The 16645-nt window shown below is 36.6% G+C and carries 12 protein-coding genes and 1 pseudogene; 7 read left to right on the top strand and 6 right to left on the bottom strand.

Features of this window, described 5'->3' with window-relative positions; translation table 11 throughout:
* From Q0992_RS14740 to Q0992_RS14750, 3 genes are all read right to left on the bottom strand, one after another.
* The coding region (locus Q0992_RS14740; RefSeq protein WP_299526115.1) for a pyridoxal phosphate-dependent aminotransferase family protein at positions 1 to 760 on the bottom strand (760 nt) is incomplete at its 3' end.
* Positions 761 to 964: 204 nt separating this feature from the next.
* The gene (locus Q0992_RS14745) at positions 965 to 2002 is read right to left on the bottom strand and encodes a PLP-dependent cysteine synthase family protein (RefSeq protein ID WP_299526118.1); all 1038 of its coding nucleotides are present in this window, start codon (positions 2000 to 2002) and stop codon (positions 965 to 967) included.
* 67 nt (positions 2003 to 2069) lie between these two features.
* Positions 2070 to 4130 (bottom strand): S9 family peptidase, encoded by a 2061-nt coding sequence (locus Q0992_RS14750; protein ID WP_299526121.1) that lies wholly within the window; start codon positions 4128 to 4130, stop codon positions 2070 to 2072.
* 76 nt (positions 4131 to 4206) lie between these two features.
* Here Q0992_RS14750 and Q0992_RS14755 point away from each other — a divergent pair, with 76 nt between their 5' ends.
* On the top strand, positions 4207 to 4530 hold the full coding sequence (locus Q0992_RS14755; RefSeq protein WP_299526124.1) for a YbaB/EbfC family nucleoid-associated protein: 324 nt from the start codon (positions 4207 to 4209) through the stop codon (positions 4528 to 4530).
* Between the two features lie 46 nt (positions 4531 to 4576).
* Here Q0992_RS14755 and Q0992_RS14760 read toward each other — a convergent pair whose 3' ends face one another.
* Positions 4577 to 5596, bottom strand: a complete 1020-nt coding sequence (locus Q0992_RS14760; protein ID WP_299526127.1) for a low specificity L-threonine aldolase — start codon at positions 5594 to 5596, stop codon at positions 4577 to 4579.
* 29 nt (positions 5597 to 5625) lie between these two features.
* A complete protein-coding gene (locus Q0992_RS14765; RefSeq protein ID WP_299526130.1) occupies positions 5626 to 6801 on the bottom strand; it encodes an ATP-grasp domain-containing protein in 1176 nt (391 codons plus the stop codon).
* 351 nt (positions 6802 to 7152) lie between these two features.
* Between Q0992_RS14765 and Q0992_RS14770 the strand changes: the two genes are divergently transcribed.
* Complete coding sequence (locus Q0992_RS14770; RefSeq protein WP_299526132.1) at positions 7153 to 8322, top strand: hypothetical protein; 1170 nt, start codon at positions 7153 to 7155, stop codon at positions 8320 to 8322.
* 91 nt (positions 8323 to 8413) lie between these two features.
* Here the strand turns inward: Q0992_RS14770 and Q0992_RS14775 are convergent.
* A pseudogene (locus Q0992_RS14775) lies at positions 8414 to 10807 on the bottom strand (zinc-dependent metalloprotease).
* 101 nt (positions 10808 to 10908) lie between these two features.
* Here Q0992_RS14775 and prfB point away from each other — a divergent pair.
* The 5 genes from prfB (at position 10909) to Q0992_RS14800 (ending at position 16217) form a co-directional block, all read left to right on the top strand.
* Positions 10909 to 12019, top strand: a protein-coding gene (gene prfB / locus Q0992_RS14780) for a peptide chain release factor 2 (protein WP_299526134.1) whose coding sequence is annotated in 2 segments (ribosomal slippage) — positions 10909 to 10971 and positions 10973 to 12019 — 1110 coding nt in all. Because the reading frame shifts where the segments join, the coding sequence is not laid out codon by codon here.
* Complete coding sequence (locus Q0992_RS14785; protein WP_299526137.1) at positions 12020 to 12637, top strand: HAD family phosphatase; 618 nt, start codon at positions 12020 to 12022, stop codon at positions 12635 to 12637.
* A gap of 1 nt (position 12638) precedes the next feature.
* Positions 12639 to 12980, top strand: coding sequence for an arsenate reductase (glutaredoxin) (gene arsC / locus Q0992_RS14790; RefSeq protein WP_299526138.1), 342 nt, complete (start codon positions 12639 to 12641; stop codon positions 12978 to 12980).
* Between the two features lie 34 nt (positions 12981 to 13014).
* Entirely contained in the window at positions 13015 to 13491 is a 477-nt protein-coding gene (locus Q0992_RS14795) for a hypothetical protein (RefSeq protein ID WP_299526141.1), read from the top strand.
* 242 nt (positions 13492 to 13733) lie between these two features.
* Positions 13734 to 16217 carry a TonB-dependent receptor gene (locus tag Q0992_RS14800; protein ID WP_299526144.1) on the top strand — a complete coding sequence of 828 codons (2484 nt, stop codon included), beginning with the start codon at positions 13734 to 13736 and terminating at the stop codon, positions 16215 to 16217.
* Positions 16218 to 16645 lie beyond the last annotated feature (428 nt).

A 16645-nucleotide genomic window follows, 5' to 3' on the forward strand; every position in this document is an offset into this window, starting at 1 on the left:
TGGCCATCGATTTAGCAAATGTAGCAAAGTACACATCAATTTCATCTTGTACGCCTTGTTCTTCACCTGCTCCTGCTCCTGTTGCACCCAGAGTCCCAAAACCATGGGCATCATCAACAAGAAACCTAAAGTTATATTGTTTTTTTAATTCAGCGATTTCTTTTAAGCGGCCTTGTTCACCACGCATGCCAAATACACCCTCAGAAATCACAAGAATGCCACCACCTGTTTGCTCGGCCATTTTTGTGGCACGCTCAAGATTTTTCTCTAGACTGGCTACATCATTATGCTTATAGGTAAAACGCTTACCCATATGGAGCCTCACACCATCGATAATACAAGCATGGGCATCTACATCATAAACTATAATATCGTCTTTGGCAACTAGAGCATCTATGGTAGACATTATACCTTGGTAGCCAAAATTTAAAAGGTAAGCGGCTTCTTTATTAACAAACGCTGCTAACTCATTCTGCAGTTGCTCGTGTAGGTCTGTATGTCCAGACATCATACGTGCACCCATAGGATAAGCAGACCCATACTTTGCTGCAGCCTCCGCATCGACTTTTCTAACTTCAGGATGATTTGCTAGACCTAAATAATCATTAATACTCCAAGTAATAACCTCTTTTCCCTGAAATTTCATTCTATTTGAAATCTCTCCTTCTAGCTTTGGAAAAACAAAATAACCCTCTGCTTGGGAAGCCCATTTGCCTAAAGGTCCTTTATCTCTATAAATCTTTTCAAATAAATCCTTCATACCTTGCGTTTGCCATTATTCATCAAATCTATAACAATAAACTGAACAGATTCTTATTAGTTAAATTTTAGTTTTGTTAGTGTGTGCAAAATTAGTTAATTAAATTATGACTGCATAATTATATTTTCGTCTTACTATTCACATACTTTTAAACATAAAAAAGCCCACCACAAAAGCGGTGGGCACTAAACTTAGTCAGTTAAGTTATTTTATATATTGAATAGTCGTGGACACTTCGTTTTTACTATCAAAAAAGCCTTGGTCCGCCATCCACTTATCGCTGTAAACTTTACTCATATATCTCGAACCATGGTCAGGAAATATGACTACAACTTTATCTGAGGGTCTAAACTCACCCGCTTCTTTAAGCTGCTTCAATGCCTGCATGGCAGCACCACTAGTGTAACCAACAAAAAGTCCTTCTGTACTTGATATTTGCCTTGCGGTATGTGCACTTTCTTCATCCGTAACCTTTACAAACTTATCGATTAAATCAAAATCTGTAGCAGTAGGAATTAGGTTCTTGCCAAGACCTTCAATGCGGTATGGGTAAATTTCCTTGTCATCGAACTCACGGGTTTCATGATATTTCTTTAATACCGAACCATAAGCGTCGACACCAATAATTCTTACATTAGGGTTTTGCTCCTTGAGATACTTTGCAACTCCCGATATGGTTCCTCCAGTACCACTACAAGCTACCAAATGGGTAATTTCACCATTGGTTTGATCCCAAATCTCTCGACCGGTAGTATTGTAATGGGCATCAATATTTAATTGATTGAAATACTGATTAATATATATAGACCCTTTAATTTCTTCGTGAAGACGTTTCGCAACTTGATAGTATGATCTTGGGTCATCTGCGTTAACGTGAGCTGGACACACATATACCTTAGCTCCCATGGATTTTAGCATATCTATTTTATCTGCAGACGATTTAGAACTTACTGCTAAAATACACTCATAGCCTTTAATAATGCTTACCATAGCAATACTAAAACCTGTGTTGCCAGAAGTCGTCTCAATGATAGTATCACCAGGATTTAAAATTCCTTGACGCTCAGCTTCTTCTATAATGTGTAATGCGATTCTATCTTTAGAAGAATGACCCGGATTAAATGCCTCTACTTTAGCATAAAAATCACCGTCGTAGTCTGCGGTCATTCGGCTTAATTTGATAAGTGGTGTACTGCCAATCAATTGTAGTACGTTATCAAATACATTTTTGTTGTTGTCCATAAATGTAATTTAATCAAGTGTAAAAAATACACTCTAAAACCTCGCAAAACTAACACTTTTTTTTTAATTAGTTCGAAATACCTTCTAAATCTAAAAGAAAGGCAAATTCTTCTGCATCTTCCTTAAGACTTTCAAATCGACCTGAAGCCCCTCCGTGGCCAGCATCCATGTTAGTCTTTAAAAATAACGTATTGGAATCGGTCTTTAATTCCCTAAGTTTAGCCACCCATTTTGCAGGTTCCCAATACTGAACTTGGGAATCGTGTAAGCCTGTGGTGATTAACATATTTGGGTATGCTTTAGGCACTATATTGTCATAAGGTGAATATGACTTTATGTATTCATAATATGATTTATCATTTGGATTTCCCCATTCATCATATTCGCCAGTAGTTAATGGTATGGAATCATCTAGCATTGTGGTAACAACATCTACAAATGGAACTGCCGCAATAACGCCGTTATACAGTTCTGGTGCTTCATTAACAATAGCTCCCATCAATAGTCCACCAGCACTCCCACCCATTGCGTAAAGGTGCTTAGAGGATGTGTATCCCTCAGTAATTAAGTGCCTGGAACAGGCGATAAAATCATTGAATGTATTTTTCTTTTTTAATAATTTGCCATTTTGGTACCATTGTCTACCCAAATATTCTCCTCCTCTAACATGTGCTATTACATAAATAAACCCTCTGTCTAATAAACTTAATCTTATGGTCGAAAAAGAAGGGTCAACTGTTGCTCCATAACTCCCGTAGGCATATTGAAGTAATGGATTGTTACCATTCTTTTTTATACCCTTTTTATAAACTAGGGACATCGGTACTTTAGTGCCGTCATCTGCTGTGGCCCAAATACGCTCAGACACATAGTTATCTTTATTGAAATTTCCACCCAATACCTCCTGCTCTTTTAATACGGTTTTTGTCTTGGTACGCATATTAAATTCAATAACTGAAGTGGGAGTGGTTAAGGAATTGTATGTAAATCTTAAAACTTCAGTATTAAAATCTACATTAGTGGTAGTAAATGCTGTATAAGTTTCATTATCGAATGGCAAATAGTAATCCTCAGAGTCATCCTTTCTTTTGATTCTTAGTTCATTCAGACCATTCTTTCGCTCACTAACAACTAAGTAGTCTTGAAAAATATCAATATTTTCGATTAATACATCTTCTCTATGTTCCAAGACCTCTTCCCATTTTTCTATAGCCCTATCAACTTCCAAGCATCTCATTAATTTGAAATTAGTTGCTTTATCCTTATTGGTTAGAATGTAGAAGTAGTTATCGTAATGCGCAATGCTATACTCTAATCCTCTAATTCTTTGTTGAAACAATTCAAATTTTCCATCAGGCTCATCGGCATTAAGGATATGATACTCGTTAGTAAGTGTGCTGTAACAAGCAATAATGATATACTTTCTAGATTTGGATTTATATACAGCTACGCCAAAAGTGTCATCATCCTCTTGAAAAATTAACGCATTGCTTTTTTGACCCAATTTATGGCTGTAAACTTGATATGCTCGCAACGTAACGTCATCTTTCTTTGTATAAAACAAGGTTTTATTATCATTTGCCCAACTCGAAGACCCTGTTGTATTCTCTATTTTATCGGACCATAATTTGTGTGTTTTGATATTCTTTACACGAATGGTGTATTTTCGACGTCCAGTGGTATCAATCCCAAAGGCTACCAGATTGTTATCAGGACTGATACTAATCCCTGCTAACTTAAAATAGCTATGGTCTTTAGCCATTTCATTACAATCAAACAGCAATTCTTCTGGGTTATCCAATGTATCTTTCTTTCTGGTATAAATAGGATAATCTTTTCCCTTTTCAAATTTGGTAATATACCAATAACCATTGTATTTATAGGGTACTGAAGTATCGTCTTCTTTTATTCTTGCCTTCATTTCTTCAAACAAATCCTTCTGAAAACCCTTAGTATGCGCCATATGTGTGTCGCAATAAGAATTCTCAGCCTTAAGATATTCTATGACTTCTGGATCTTTTCTATCGTTCATCCAAAAGTAATTATCGACACGTATATCACCATGTTTTTTTAATACTTGTGGTTCTTGTTTTGCATAAGGAGGAAGAATACTTGAAGTCTCAGTCATTGTTTTAAGAAAAAAATAATCTAAAAAGAGGCGCAATTTAGTAATTTTGTATCGTAATTTTTTAAATGATAAAAATATGTTTGGAGATATGATGGGCATGATGAGCAAATTAAAAGAAGCTCAAAAAAAAGTTGAAGCTACCAAAGAACGCTTAAATACTGTTTTAATTGATGAAAGTAGCACTGACAAAAAATTAAAAGTCACAATAACAGCCAATAGAACAATTAAATCTATTTCCATAGATGATACGCTATTAGAGGATAAAGAAATGCTAGAGGATTACCTAATCTTAACACTCAATAAAGCCATTGAAAAAGCTACAAGTGTTAATGAAGCTGAAATTGCTGCTGTTGCTAAGGAAGGCATGCCAAATATCCCAGGTATGGATTTATTTAAGTAAAATCATTGGTCTATTGCTAGCAATAATGATAATGATGGTCTGCCACTTAGAAGTCTTTCAGAATAGATAATACCATCTCATGCATATTATCTGTATAATCTAAATGAGTTACCATTCGTAATTTATTACTTCCCATACCTATGATGTAAATATGTTTTTCTTTTAACTTATTTATAAACTCTAATTCATTAACATCATCATTCAATTCGAAAATAATTATGTTGGTGTCAACGGGTTCAACATGTTTTATTTTGGATAATTTGGATAGGGTTTCTGCTATAGCTTTTGCTTTTTTGTGATCTTCCTCAAGTCGAGATAAATGATTATCCAATGCATACATACCGCAAGCTGCCATATAACCTATTTGACGCATACCTCCACCTAAAATCTTTCTAACCCGTACAGCCTTTTGCATAAGTTCTTTATTGCCAATTAAGACCGAACCCATTGGGCATCCTAGCCCTTTGCTTAAGCAAACGGAAATAGTATCGAAAAGCTCACCATATTGCTTTGGGGTTTCATTCGTAGCAACAAGCGCATTCCATAACCTTGCACCATCCAGGTGATATCCTAAATTATGTTTGTCAGTAACTTCTTTTATGCGTGTTAAGGCTTCAAAATCCCAATAAGCTCCTCCGCCTTTATTCGTGGTGTTTTCAATAGCAATTAAAGACGTCAAAGGACTGTGATAAAAATCAGGAGGGTTAATAGAAGCTTCAGCTTGTTCAGCAGTAAACATACCTCTATGGCCATCAATGAGTTTACACGATATACCACTGTTAAAAGAGGCGCCACCACCTTCATAGTTATAAATATGTGCATATTTATCACATATCACCTGTTCCCCAGGATTGGTGTGTAACTTTAATGCTGCCTGATTAGCCATGCTACCAGTCGGAAAAAATAATGCTTCATCTTTTCCAAACATTTTCGCTAATCTCATCTCCAAAGCATTTACGGTAGGGTCTTCCTTGTAAACATCATCACCAACTTGAGTAGTTATCATGGCATCTAACATGCCTTTTGTGGGCTTGGTGACTGTGTCACTTCTTAAATCTATAATCATAAACGTATTTCTGTAAGGTAAAGATAATACTAAGCCTTTTTCTTTTTCAGAAATTTTGAAGATATAATATTATTGGTTCTCCATATAAACTTACACCATATAACAATTGGGTCTTTAATGATAAAAATAAAGGGGGTGTTATTAAGTAGGTAATTAAATTTAAAAATAAAGAAGGGCTTACGTTTAAGACGTTTTGCTAAAGCCTTGAGATGTAAAAATGTACCTTTTTTGACTGGTATAAATTCTATACTTCTGTTCAATGTTGATAGACAATACAGATATGGAAAGTTAACACCAGCTAAGGCTGAAGCTTCGGTGTTAAGCCAAAATCTAGGATTAATTTCAATTACTTTGTAAACAGTATTGGTTTGGTCGAATCTAAAATCTATATTGGCTACACCAGACCAGTTCAATGATTTCATCAAATCTTCCATTAATCCTAATAAAGTGTCATCATGGAAAAATTTGAACTCATGTTGAGGTGTGACTTTAATACCTTTAGCCATTGTAATGCCCTTTTGCATCGTATATGCTAGCAACTTTCCTTTTTTACATAATACATTACATGATACATCAAAACCTTCTACAAATTCCTGAAGCAATAAAGGACTATCTGTTTTATTAATTTTAATATAGTTTAATAACTCTTCCTTATTACTGACCAACTTCACTCCCATTCCTCCTTCAAAACCATAGGTTGGTTTAGCCACAATAGGAAAATCGATATCAACTGCTTCATATTCAAATTTTGAACTTACAATAATGCTATCTGGACATGGTAAATGATTCGATTTTAAGAAAAGACAAAGTAAATCTTTACGTAAGGCGGTTTCAAAATTGGTATGGCTTGACAAATAACAAAGCTTTGTTCGGCTTTTTAACAAGTCTATATGTTTTAGGAGCTTATCTGTGCTTAAATCAAAAATGGGCATAATAAGATCTATATCATAAACCTCTACAGTATTATCAATTTTATTTATCCATGCTTCAGTTGTTGTTTTTTCATAATAAACAAACTTCTCTATGAAACGAGAATGCTTAAAACAGTTATTATCAAGTGAATATTCAAAATATCCTGTCTTATGGGAAGATAATACATAAATCTTAATATACTTAATAAGGGCTAAGCTATAGACCACATGAGAGAGCAAGGTGGTTTCTCCATCCGGAATTAAAATAGAAATGTTTTTAAGATTAGATTTCAATTTTAAATATGGAATTGGATGATTTGAGTATAACTTTTTTATTCAGAAAACTATTTGACGCTTTATCTGAATGCAACAAAAGTAGTCATTAAAATGCAAAAGGAAAGTTTCATCGATTAATTGAAGTATAATAAAGTTATTTTGATAAAATATACTATTAAATCATTATTTAAATAAAGTTAGGTAAATAAAACCAAAAACATTAAATACTAAAGATAAAATTACATCGGTGAAATTTGAGTTTCATCTATTTAACTAATAAAATGAATCTTTTATCAATTTTATTCTTTGTTAATTAATTTAACAAATACATTCGTACTTACAAATAAGTGCTATTAACAAATTTTAATCATGAAACATTTTACAAAACTAATCTTGTTTAGTTTTTTATTGGTTCTTGCTGCGTGTCAGAATGAATCTGTCGAAGAAACTATACAACAAGAAGAAATTCAAGGAGCGGAACTACGCTTTAAAAACAATGAGGTAGTCTCTGACGGATTACTCGAAAAAGATGAACTACTCTTTAATGAGAATAGTGAAAATCTCGTTACATCTAGCGATAACTTTTTGAATAAAAGTGCAGATGGTTGTACGCCTGATTTACTTGACACAGGTTTTAACACCACTGTGAATATCGAAGTTGTTGCCAAGCCAGGAGCAAATGCTTACTTTGACATTGCAATAGATGGTGGTGATGTTATACCTGCCTTTTGTTCTGACAGGTTACCTAGTCTTAATGAAGACGACGATTTCATTGACTTTACTGTAGTCTCTAGCTATGACCCAACTATTTTGCCTGGTGGAGCATTCGAGAATGTTTACGCAAATCCACAAAATTTTGATAAAGTAAACTGGATATTAAATAATATCGAATATGGTCCAGGAGAGCAATATACCTATGGACATGTGCAATATGCTATTTGGAGACTAATCGAAAACCCATTTGTTAATGATTTTCCAGATTTCTTAACACCTAATCCTGGCGATTGGGATCGTAATATTGATGAGCCTTTAGGTGATGAAATCGTTGATGCTGCTAATGCAAATGGACAAGGATATACACCTGGATGTGGTGATAAATTAGGATTACTTCTTATTCCTGAAGACTTTGAAAATGTACAAGCCCTATTAATTACTAAGCATTTACCTGAAGAGGAAGAGTGTGACGATTGTATTGGTAAGGTAGACCATATCACATTTAAATGGAATTGGCATAATGACCACAGAGTGAGATTATATCAGCGTTTTGAGCATACACGATATGCTGTAAAAATATTTGATGGTGTAGTAGGACAACATGACGAAATCTCTGTAAACGGAGCTAACCATAACGGTACGTTTGGTAAGTGGATTTATGTATTTGTTGGACATTGTTACTATACCAAGTTTAGAACTGACTGCCATTTAAACATAGGCCCAGGCTACAAGCGTGGTGTTTTAGAAGTTGTTAGTGGAACAAGTACTCATGGTGGCGAACTATGTGAATACGAACCTCCACATCACTGGTGCTGGTGGTGGTAATCCATTAATACCAAAAAAGATTTTAAAAAAGAGGTACTTAATCGTACCTCTTTTTTTGTTTTAATAGGTGTTAATCTTATATCTATTGTTCCTAATAACCACAACTAGCCATTCCTATTGGTGAACCATCAGGTATATTTGGTGAAGCTTCAAGTTTAAATTTCTCTGGGTGTTTATAAAACTCCTTAATAATCATTCCATATTGAATACTTATCGCATCCTTTTTCAAGAACTTTTGAGATAATTCCAGTAAGACTTTATTAGCTATACCCTTAGTCTGAAAGTAGCTCTCATTACTCGTCGCCAAATGCATGATGTACTTTAAAACATTGACATTAACCTGATGCTGAATATCGGTGAGATAAGAATCCGTTTCTGTATTTTCAAGTGTCACTTGTAATATAGAATTCATCGCATCTTCTAGACTCAACTGATTTGCGTCCAAACTCTTTTGAAGGACTAATCTATTGGCGCGTTGCGGATGCAATAAAAACCTTAAGGTCATATCACTCGCCGTATTGGCCACACTTAAAGGATCGAAAGCTACACCTGTTTTCCCCTTAAAAGACTCTCTAGTTCTGTAATATCCAAAAGCTCTTGGAGGAAACAAGGCCAATTTATCTTTCGGAATCGCTAAGGTTTCCGCATTTATGGTTTTGAGTATAACTTTCAAAGTTTTTTTCTGAACGTTAACAGAAATAGGTTTTGCGATGAGTTGCCCGTCTCCTTTCACAGCATAATTATAATCCAAACCTTCAATCACTTTAGTGGCTGCTTCCACCTGATAGCGATGGTAGAAATACAAGGGTACAAAAACATCTTCTAGGACCGAATAAGGCTCATAACTTCTAATATTATCTTTCGAGAAATTCTGCAAGGCCACTTCCCTAACGTTAAGGACATTATTCAATTCCTCAGCAGCAGATTTACCATTATCCCACAAGTGTGCCAAAGCATGTGCTCCACCAGCAGCTCTAGCATCCGAATCCGAAATAAATCGTAAACCTCCATCTTGTGCTTTTTTTAAAATAGCACTTAAAGCGGTTTTCTCATCTGTTTTTTTATCAAACTCAGCATAGCTGTAGGCAATAGTCACTTTGTCCCAATCGCCAATGCCTATAGCATAAGCATTACTAAAATCAATATTTCCATTTTTAACAGTAATTTGAGGATGCGGATAATCCATCACAGAAGCTCTATTGTTGGTACTCGCTGCAAAATTATGTGCAAAGCCAAGGGTATGTCCTACTTCGTGTGCACTGAGTTGTCGTATACGCGCTAAAGCCATCTTCAACATCGGTTCATAATTATCATCGCGCTCTGCAAAGGGCTGATGCATTAAAGCTTGTGCAATCATAAAATCTTGACGAATACGTAAACTTCCTAAACTCACATGGCCTTTTATAATTTCACCTGATCTGGGATCCACGACACTTCCACCGTAACTCCAACCTCGTGTAGAACGATGTACTCATTGAATCACATTATAGCGGCAATCCATAGGGTCCGCATCTTTTGGTAACATTTTTACCTGGAAAGCATTTTTAAAACCAATAGCATCAAAGGCTTCATTCCACCAACGTGCACCTTCGAGTAGCGCAGAACGCACAGGTTCTGGAGTGCCAGGGTCTAAGTAATAAATAATAGGTGCCTTGGCTTCACTTTGAGCTTCACTTGGGTTTTTCTTTTCCAGACGATGCCGAATAATAAAACGTTTTGTAATGTGCTCTTGTATGGGTGTTGCATAATCCATATATGACATTGAAATGGCACCACTTCGTGGATCAAAAACCCTAGGTTTATAATTATCGTCTGGTAATTCTACAAAAGAGTGATGCTGGATGACGGTCACAAGAGAAGAGGTTGGCGTAACACTTCGTAAATTTCTGCCTGTTGGTTGTCCTTTAAACGTCAGCATAGCTTCAAACTCTACATTTTTTGGGAAAGCCTTGGTACGTTCTAAAGCCAAAGCACTTTTAGAGGCATCAATGTTATAAGTGCCTTCCTTTCTACCCTTCAAGCGATTAGCAACACCATGGGCATCTTGCATCAAAAATGGTGTAAGGTCAATAACATAGGTATTGTTTTCTTCAGATAAAATCTTAAATCCAAATAATACAGACTTAGCAAAAGCTTGCTCTATACTTTTCCGTTCCTGTTCGTTATCGGTATTGGCGCGATATTTTAAGTTAGGTTGAATTAATAATAACTTATTCCCTGCTTTCTGAAAATACACGACACGCTCATTGCCCAACTGCCCACGATCCAATCCTATATCATTACTGCCAACACCAGAAGCCAGCGAATTCACATACAGAAATTCGGTATTCAAATCTTTTACTTTGAGATAAATTTTGTCAGTCGACTCCTCATAATAAAAGTCAAAATAACCTTCATAAGATTTAAGGGTTTTCTTTTCAAGAAACTGTGCATCAACCTGAAAGCTAACAAGTAAAAATAAAGCAAGGAACGATAGTTTATTCATATTCAAAAAATTGAATCATAAAACTACGGAATTTCTAAAAAACCGATTCAAAATTATGGCACTTTAATACGACATCTTATATTTGCAGAAATACCTAATTTATGATAACATCCGATCAAATTAAAGATCTTAATTCCCGTCTAGACGCACTTAGACAGTATCTTTGACTTAGATGCCAAACTCATAGAAATCGCTAACGAAGAAGAGCAAACCTTCGACCCTAATTTTTGGAACGACTCAAAAAAAGCCGAGCAGGTGATGCGATCCATCCGAGAAAAAAAGAGTTGGGTCAATGATTTTAATGCAGCTAAAACACTTTTCGAAGACTTAGAAGTCATCTATGAATTCTACAAAGAGGATGAAGCATCAATGGATAATGTAGAAGCACGCTTTGAAACGGCTGTCAACGCTATAGAAAAACTCGAATTTAAAAACATGCTTTCTGAAGAAGGTGACAGCTTAAGTGCAGTATTACAAATTACGGCAGGTGCTGGAGGTACCGAATCCTGTGATTGGGCAAGTATGCTGATGCGCATGTATTTAATGTATGCCGAAAAGAGTGGTTTTAAGGTTAAGGAGCTTAACCATCAGGAAGGTGATGTCGCTGGCATTAAAACCGTAACCCTAGAAATTGAAGGTGATTATGCCTTTGGTTGGCTAAAAGGCGAAAATGGTGTGCACCGTTTAGTGCGTATTTCCCCTTTCGATAGTAATGCTAAACGCCATACCAGTTTTGCTTCGGTTTATGTCTATCCATTGGTAAATGACTCTATCGAAATAGACATCAATCCAGCCGATATTGAAATTACGACGGCGCGTTCTAGTGGTGCGGGAGGCCAAAATGTAAACAAAGTAGAAACCAAAGTACAATTAGTCCACAAACCTACTGGCATTCAGATTCAATGTTCCGAAACACGCTCGCAACACGATAATCGTGCTCGAGCCTTACAAATGCTAAAATCACAATTATATGAAATTGAATTACAGAAGCAAATGGCACAGCGCGACCATATTGAAGCTAGCAAAATGAAGATTGAATGGGGAAGCCAGATTAGAAACTATGTGATGCATCCTTACAAATTGGTAAAGGATGTACGCACGGCTCACGAAACCGGAAATGTGGATGCGGTAATGGACGGAGATATCGAACCTTTCTTAAAAGCCTATTTGATGATGATGGGCCAACAAGAAGAAAACACAGAAACATTGTAAATGAAAACAATAGGTACCATCATATTTGATTTAGGAGGTGTTTTAATTGACTGGAATCCAGAATATGTGTATTTGGATGTCTTCAAAGGAGATCGTGAAAAAATGCAGTGGTTTTTCGATCATATCTGTACATCGGATTGGAACGAAAATCAAGATGCTGGATATCCGATGCAAAAAGCTACTGAAGAACGGATTTTACTTTTTCCACAATATGCCGAATTGATTAAAATGTATTACGGACGTTGGGAAGAAATGCTCGGAGATGCCATTGAAGGTACCGTTTCGATTTTGAAAAAGTGTATTGATCATCCTAAATACAAAGTGGTAGCACTAACCAATTGGAGTCATGAGACCTTCCCTATTGCCTTAGAGAAGTTTGAGTTTTTACATTGGTTTGAGGGTATCATTGTTTCTGGTGAAGAAAAAACTAGAAAACCATTTATAGACATCTACGAAATCACCCTAAATAGATTCGATATTAAAGCCGAGAATGCAGTATTTATCGATGATAATTTAAGAAATGTAAAGGCTGCTGAAACATTGGGCATTAATGGCATACATTTTGAATCCCCTAAGGAGTTACTAAAACAATTACAACAATTAGATATTAACATATAACATGATTACCATATACCATAACCCACGATGCCGAAAATCTAGAGAAGGTTTGGCTGTGCTTGAAGCGTCTGGTCAACCGTTTGAAGTCATAAAATATCTCGATCAACCTTTATTAAAGACTGATTTACAAGAAATTATTGCTAAATTAGACATCAAACCTATAGATCTGGTGCGAAAAAATGAGGCAATTTGGAAGTCGGATTATAAAGGAAAAGTACTTTCGGATGATGCCATAATCGATGCTATGATAAAGCATCCTAAACTTATAGAGCGACCTATAGTAATCAACGGCCAAAAAGCCGTTATTGGAAGACCGGTAGAAACCATCTTAAATATCATTTAAAATTGGATTTTGGAAAAATACTAAAAACAAACTCATGAAAAAGACATTCTTAATCGTATTCGCCTTGTTCATCGGCTTTAGTACCTATAGCCAAGTAAGACGTGACCGTAGTGGAATACCACAGACTAACTCTGAACCTTCAGCTTCTCAAATTGCAAAGCGGGAACGTGAAGTGGAAGAGCGAAAAGCAGAATACATCAATAACTTCTTAACCACGCTTGAAGCTGACGACTTTCAGAAAGAAATTGCCAAACAATACATAAGTAGCTTCTTTGATAAGAAGATAGAAGTTCTAAAAGCAAAGTATGAACGTAGTTTTGATAGAAATGAAGCCGTCAAAAAATTAGAGAATACTCACTTTAAGGAATTGGAAGAACTTATCTCAGAGTCTGATATGACTAAGATAAAGGATATGATAAAAGGTGATTTTGACGAAAAGGAAGTCAAAAAGAAGAAAAAAAGGAAAAAGAAGAAAAAGAAGAAGAAAGACGAAGACAATGATGAGGGCTAAAATCCATTAGTTAGAAGACAGAACCTTGTGCTCACTGCATAAGGCGTGCTGCCTCATGTCTAATATCCAAAATTAAAAATTTAATACCTAGAGCTTACTGCTTGTTGCCCACTTTCTGCTGTCAATAATCAACCCGAATACTCGGATTGACAATACCGATCTTGCTTTAACATAAGATTAACCTAAGTCGCCACAAGTAACGCTATTTTTGCGCATCTAAAAGTAATAATACAACATTTGTGATGCGACTACCCTTTATCAGTTCAATTTTATTCGTTTTTTTCGGCCTATCTGTCTATGCCCAAAAAGAGGTGAAAATTGAAGGTAAAGTCATTGAAGAAGGCACCAATGTTCCTCTAGAATATGCTACAATTACTTTTAAAAGGGTTTCGGACAACAAAGTGGTGACTGGTGGTATTACAGATACCGAGGGGAAATTCAGCATAGAAGTTCCTGTAGGCAATTACAATATTGCGGTGGAATACATTTCTTATAAAACCAAGACTTATAATAACAAAGCCATTACGAACAATATGAATTTAGGCACCGTAAGTTTGGCATTGGACGTGGAATCGCTAGAGGAAGTCGAGATTATCGCCGAAACCACCACTGTAGATATACGGCTAGATAAAAAAATCTATAATGTCGGTAAAGACTTAACCGTACGTGGTGGCACTGTAAGTGATGTATTGGATAATGTGCCTTCGGTTTCCGTGGATGTAGAGGGCAATGTGGCGCTAAGAGGTAACGATGATGTGAGGATATTAATCAATGGAAAACCTTCAGGTTTGGTGGGTTTAAACTCAACCGATGCCTTACGTCAGTTACCAGCAGAAGCCATTGAGCGTGTCGAAGTCATCACCTCCCCTTCCGCCAGATACGATGCCGAAGGCTCTGCAGGAATATTAAATATCATTCTAAGGCGCAGTAAATTGCAAGGCTTAAATGGTGCCATTACGGTCAATGGCGGTTATCCATCGCAAGCCGGAGTTTCTGGAAATATCAATTACAGAACGGGTGATATCAATATTTTTAACACAACAAGTTATGATTACAGGGAATCACCCGGAAATGCTTTCAATGAAACCGTGTTTTTTGATCCTGAACCTGGAAATACAGCACGTAGTATCGAGGATCGTGAGTTCGACCGTATACGAAAAGGCTACAGTACCAATACAGGAATTGAATGGTATGTCAATGAGAGCAGTTCCTTAACAGCGACTTTTGTCTACAGGGATAGCAATAATGAAAGTGAGACCACAAATAACATTAATCGTTTTGATAGTAGTCAGGACCTCATTAGCCGTACTTTTCGACAAGATGATGAGCTAGAAGATGATAAAACCGTACAGTACTCTTTGAGTTACGATAAACAATTTAATGAGAACAGCCAGCATAAGTTGACTTTCGATTTTCAATATGAGGATAGTCGGGAGTTAGAGCAATCCATCATTGGCCAAGATGGGTTTATTGCGGAGTTTGTAGAAACGGACGAAAATCAAAACCGTATTCTCTTGCAGGCCGATTATGTAGAACCCATTGGTGAAGCTGGACAATTTGAAGTCGGTTATCGTGGTGAATTTTTTGATTTTCTCACGGCGTATTTGGTTGAATCGAGTTTTGACCAAGGAAACACCTTTGAGGTGAATACCGACCTGAGTAATACCCTAGATTTTAAGCAACAGGTCAATGCCTTTTATACGCAATATGGTAATAAGATTGGCGAGAAATTTTCCTATTTGCTAGGCCTACGTTACGAAGGCACACGTATTACCATCGACCAGATTACCAGTGGTGATTTTGACAAAAAAGAGTACCATCAGTTATTCCCAACGGTGAATCTGGCTTTTGAACTCTCGGAAGATGAAAATATCACCTTAGGCTATAACCGACGTGTAAGACGACCACGCTCCCGGTTTATCAACCCCTTCCCTTCCAGAAGTTCTGCTACCAACCTATTTCAGGGAAATCCAGATTTAGATCCGAGTACCTCTGGGCAGTTCGATTTGGGCTATTTTAAGAAGATTGGTAAGTTGACCCTTAACGGTTCGGTGTATTTTCAGCGTGCACGGGAGGCTTTTAATTTTGTGGCCTTGGAAACCGACAACTTTTACATTTTTGAAACCAACCAAACCATCAATATTAACGATCCCAATTTTGATGAACTTAATGCACAGTTCGATTTGGTACCCGTTATTAGACGTACACCGATTAACTTAGCTACCAATGACCGTATTGGTGCTGAGTTCACACTGACCTACCGCCCCAGTAAAAAGTGGAACCTTAATGGGAATTTTAACCTCTTTAACTCGAGCACGCGAGGGGAATTTGAAGGTCAGAATTTTGATGCCGATAACCTCAGCTGGTTTATACGCTTAAACAATAAATACACCTTACCAGGTGAAATCGATTGGCAGACACGTCTCTTCTACCGAGGCCCAAGCGAAACTGCACAAAGTCGTAACGAAGGTATTTTTTCTATGGATCTTGCCTTTAGCAAGGACCTGTTTAAGGAAAAAGCCTCTATTGCCTTTAATGTAAGGGATGTTTTTAACTCACGGATCCGTCGTTCGGACAACTTTACGGAGACCTTTGAGGGCAATAGCGAATTTCAATGGCGTGTGCGTTCGTTTAATGTGGCCTTTACTTACCGTTTTAACCAACAGAAAAAACGCGAGCGTAACGGTCGTGGTAATGGTGGTGAGGATTTTGATTTTGAGGGTTAATGCTATCGTAAGGGTCATTGCGATGCTGACGCTTACGGTCAGCAGAAGCAATCTGTTCCATTATTACCTTAAATAAACAAAAACGTATCCTCGTCCGTTGACTTTCTTTTAACCTGCCGTCTGGTTTCCACTGATTTTAAATCTGTATTTTGAAACGATTGTCGTCGTAGTCGTTGCCACTTTTTCTGTAGATAATGCATTGCTTTCATAACGTTCTTCTTTTATATTAAAGATACGGATTCCAAAGCAGATTTGGATGGCGCTAAATATTAAAAATCAAAGATTTAGCATGGATTTAACATTCGTCATCTAGACGATACGATGAATTGCTGTTTTTGACATTGCTATACCGTGGCGAGGATTTTGGTTTTGAGGGGTGAAACAAAATTACATGTTTAGTCTGTAGCTAATGAATCGCAAGCTTGTAC

The sequence above is a fragment of the Winogradskyella sp. genome (assembly GCF_028289625.1).
Lineage (GTDB): Bacteria > Bacteroidota > Bacteroidia > Flavobacteriales > Flavobacteriaceae > Winogradskyella.

What these genes read in the sequence shown, in the direction of transcription:
- Q0992_RS14760 (WP_299526127.1), bottom strand. Translation starts at nt 5,596, where the DNA reads ATGATTATAGATTTAAGAAGTGACACAGTCACCAAGCCCACAAAAGGC.
- arsC (WP_299526138.1), top strand. Translation starts at nt 12,639, where the DNA reads ATGATTACCATATACCATAACCCACGATGCCGAAAATCTAGAGAAGGT.
- Q0992_RS14755 (WP_299526124.1), top strand. Translation starts at nt 4,207, where the DNA reads ATGTTTGGAGATATGATGGGCATGATGAGCAAATTAAAAGAAGCTCAA.
- Q0992_RS14785 (WP_299526137.1), top strand. Translation starts at nt 12,020, where the DNA reads ATGAAAACAATAGGTACCATCATATTTGATTTAGGAGGTGTTTTAATT.
- Q0992_RS14800 (WP_299526144.1), top strand. Translation starts at nt 13,734, where the DNA reads ATGCGACTACCCTTTATCAGTTCAATTTTATTCGTTTTTTTCGGCCTA.
- Q0992_RS14745 (WP_299526118.1), bottom strand. Translation starts at nt 2,002, where the DNA reads ATGGACAACAACAAAAATGTATTTGATAACGTACTACAATTGATTGGC.
- Q0992_RS14795 (WP_299526141.1), top strand. Translation starts at nt 13,015, where the DNA reads ATGAAAAAGACATTCTTAATCGTATTCGCCTTGTTCATCGGCTTTAGT.
- Q0992_RS14750 (WP_299526121.1), bottom strand. Translation starts at nt 4,130, where the DNA reads ATGACTGAGACTTCAAGTATTCTTCCTCCTTATGCAAAACAAGAACCA.
- Q0992_RS14770 (WP_299526132.1), top strand. Translation starts at nt 7,153, where the DNA reads ATGAAACATTTTACAAAACTAATCTTGTTTAGTTTTTTATTGGTTCTT.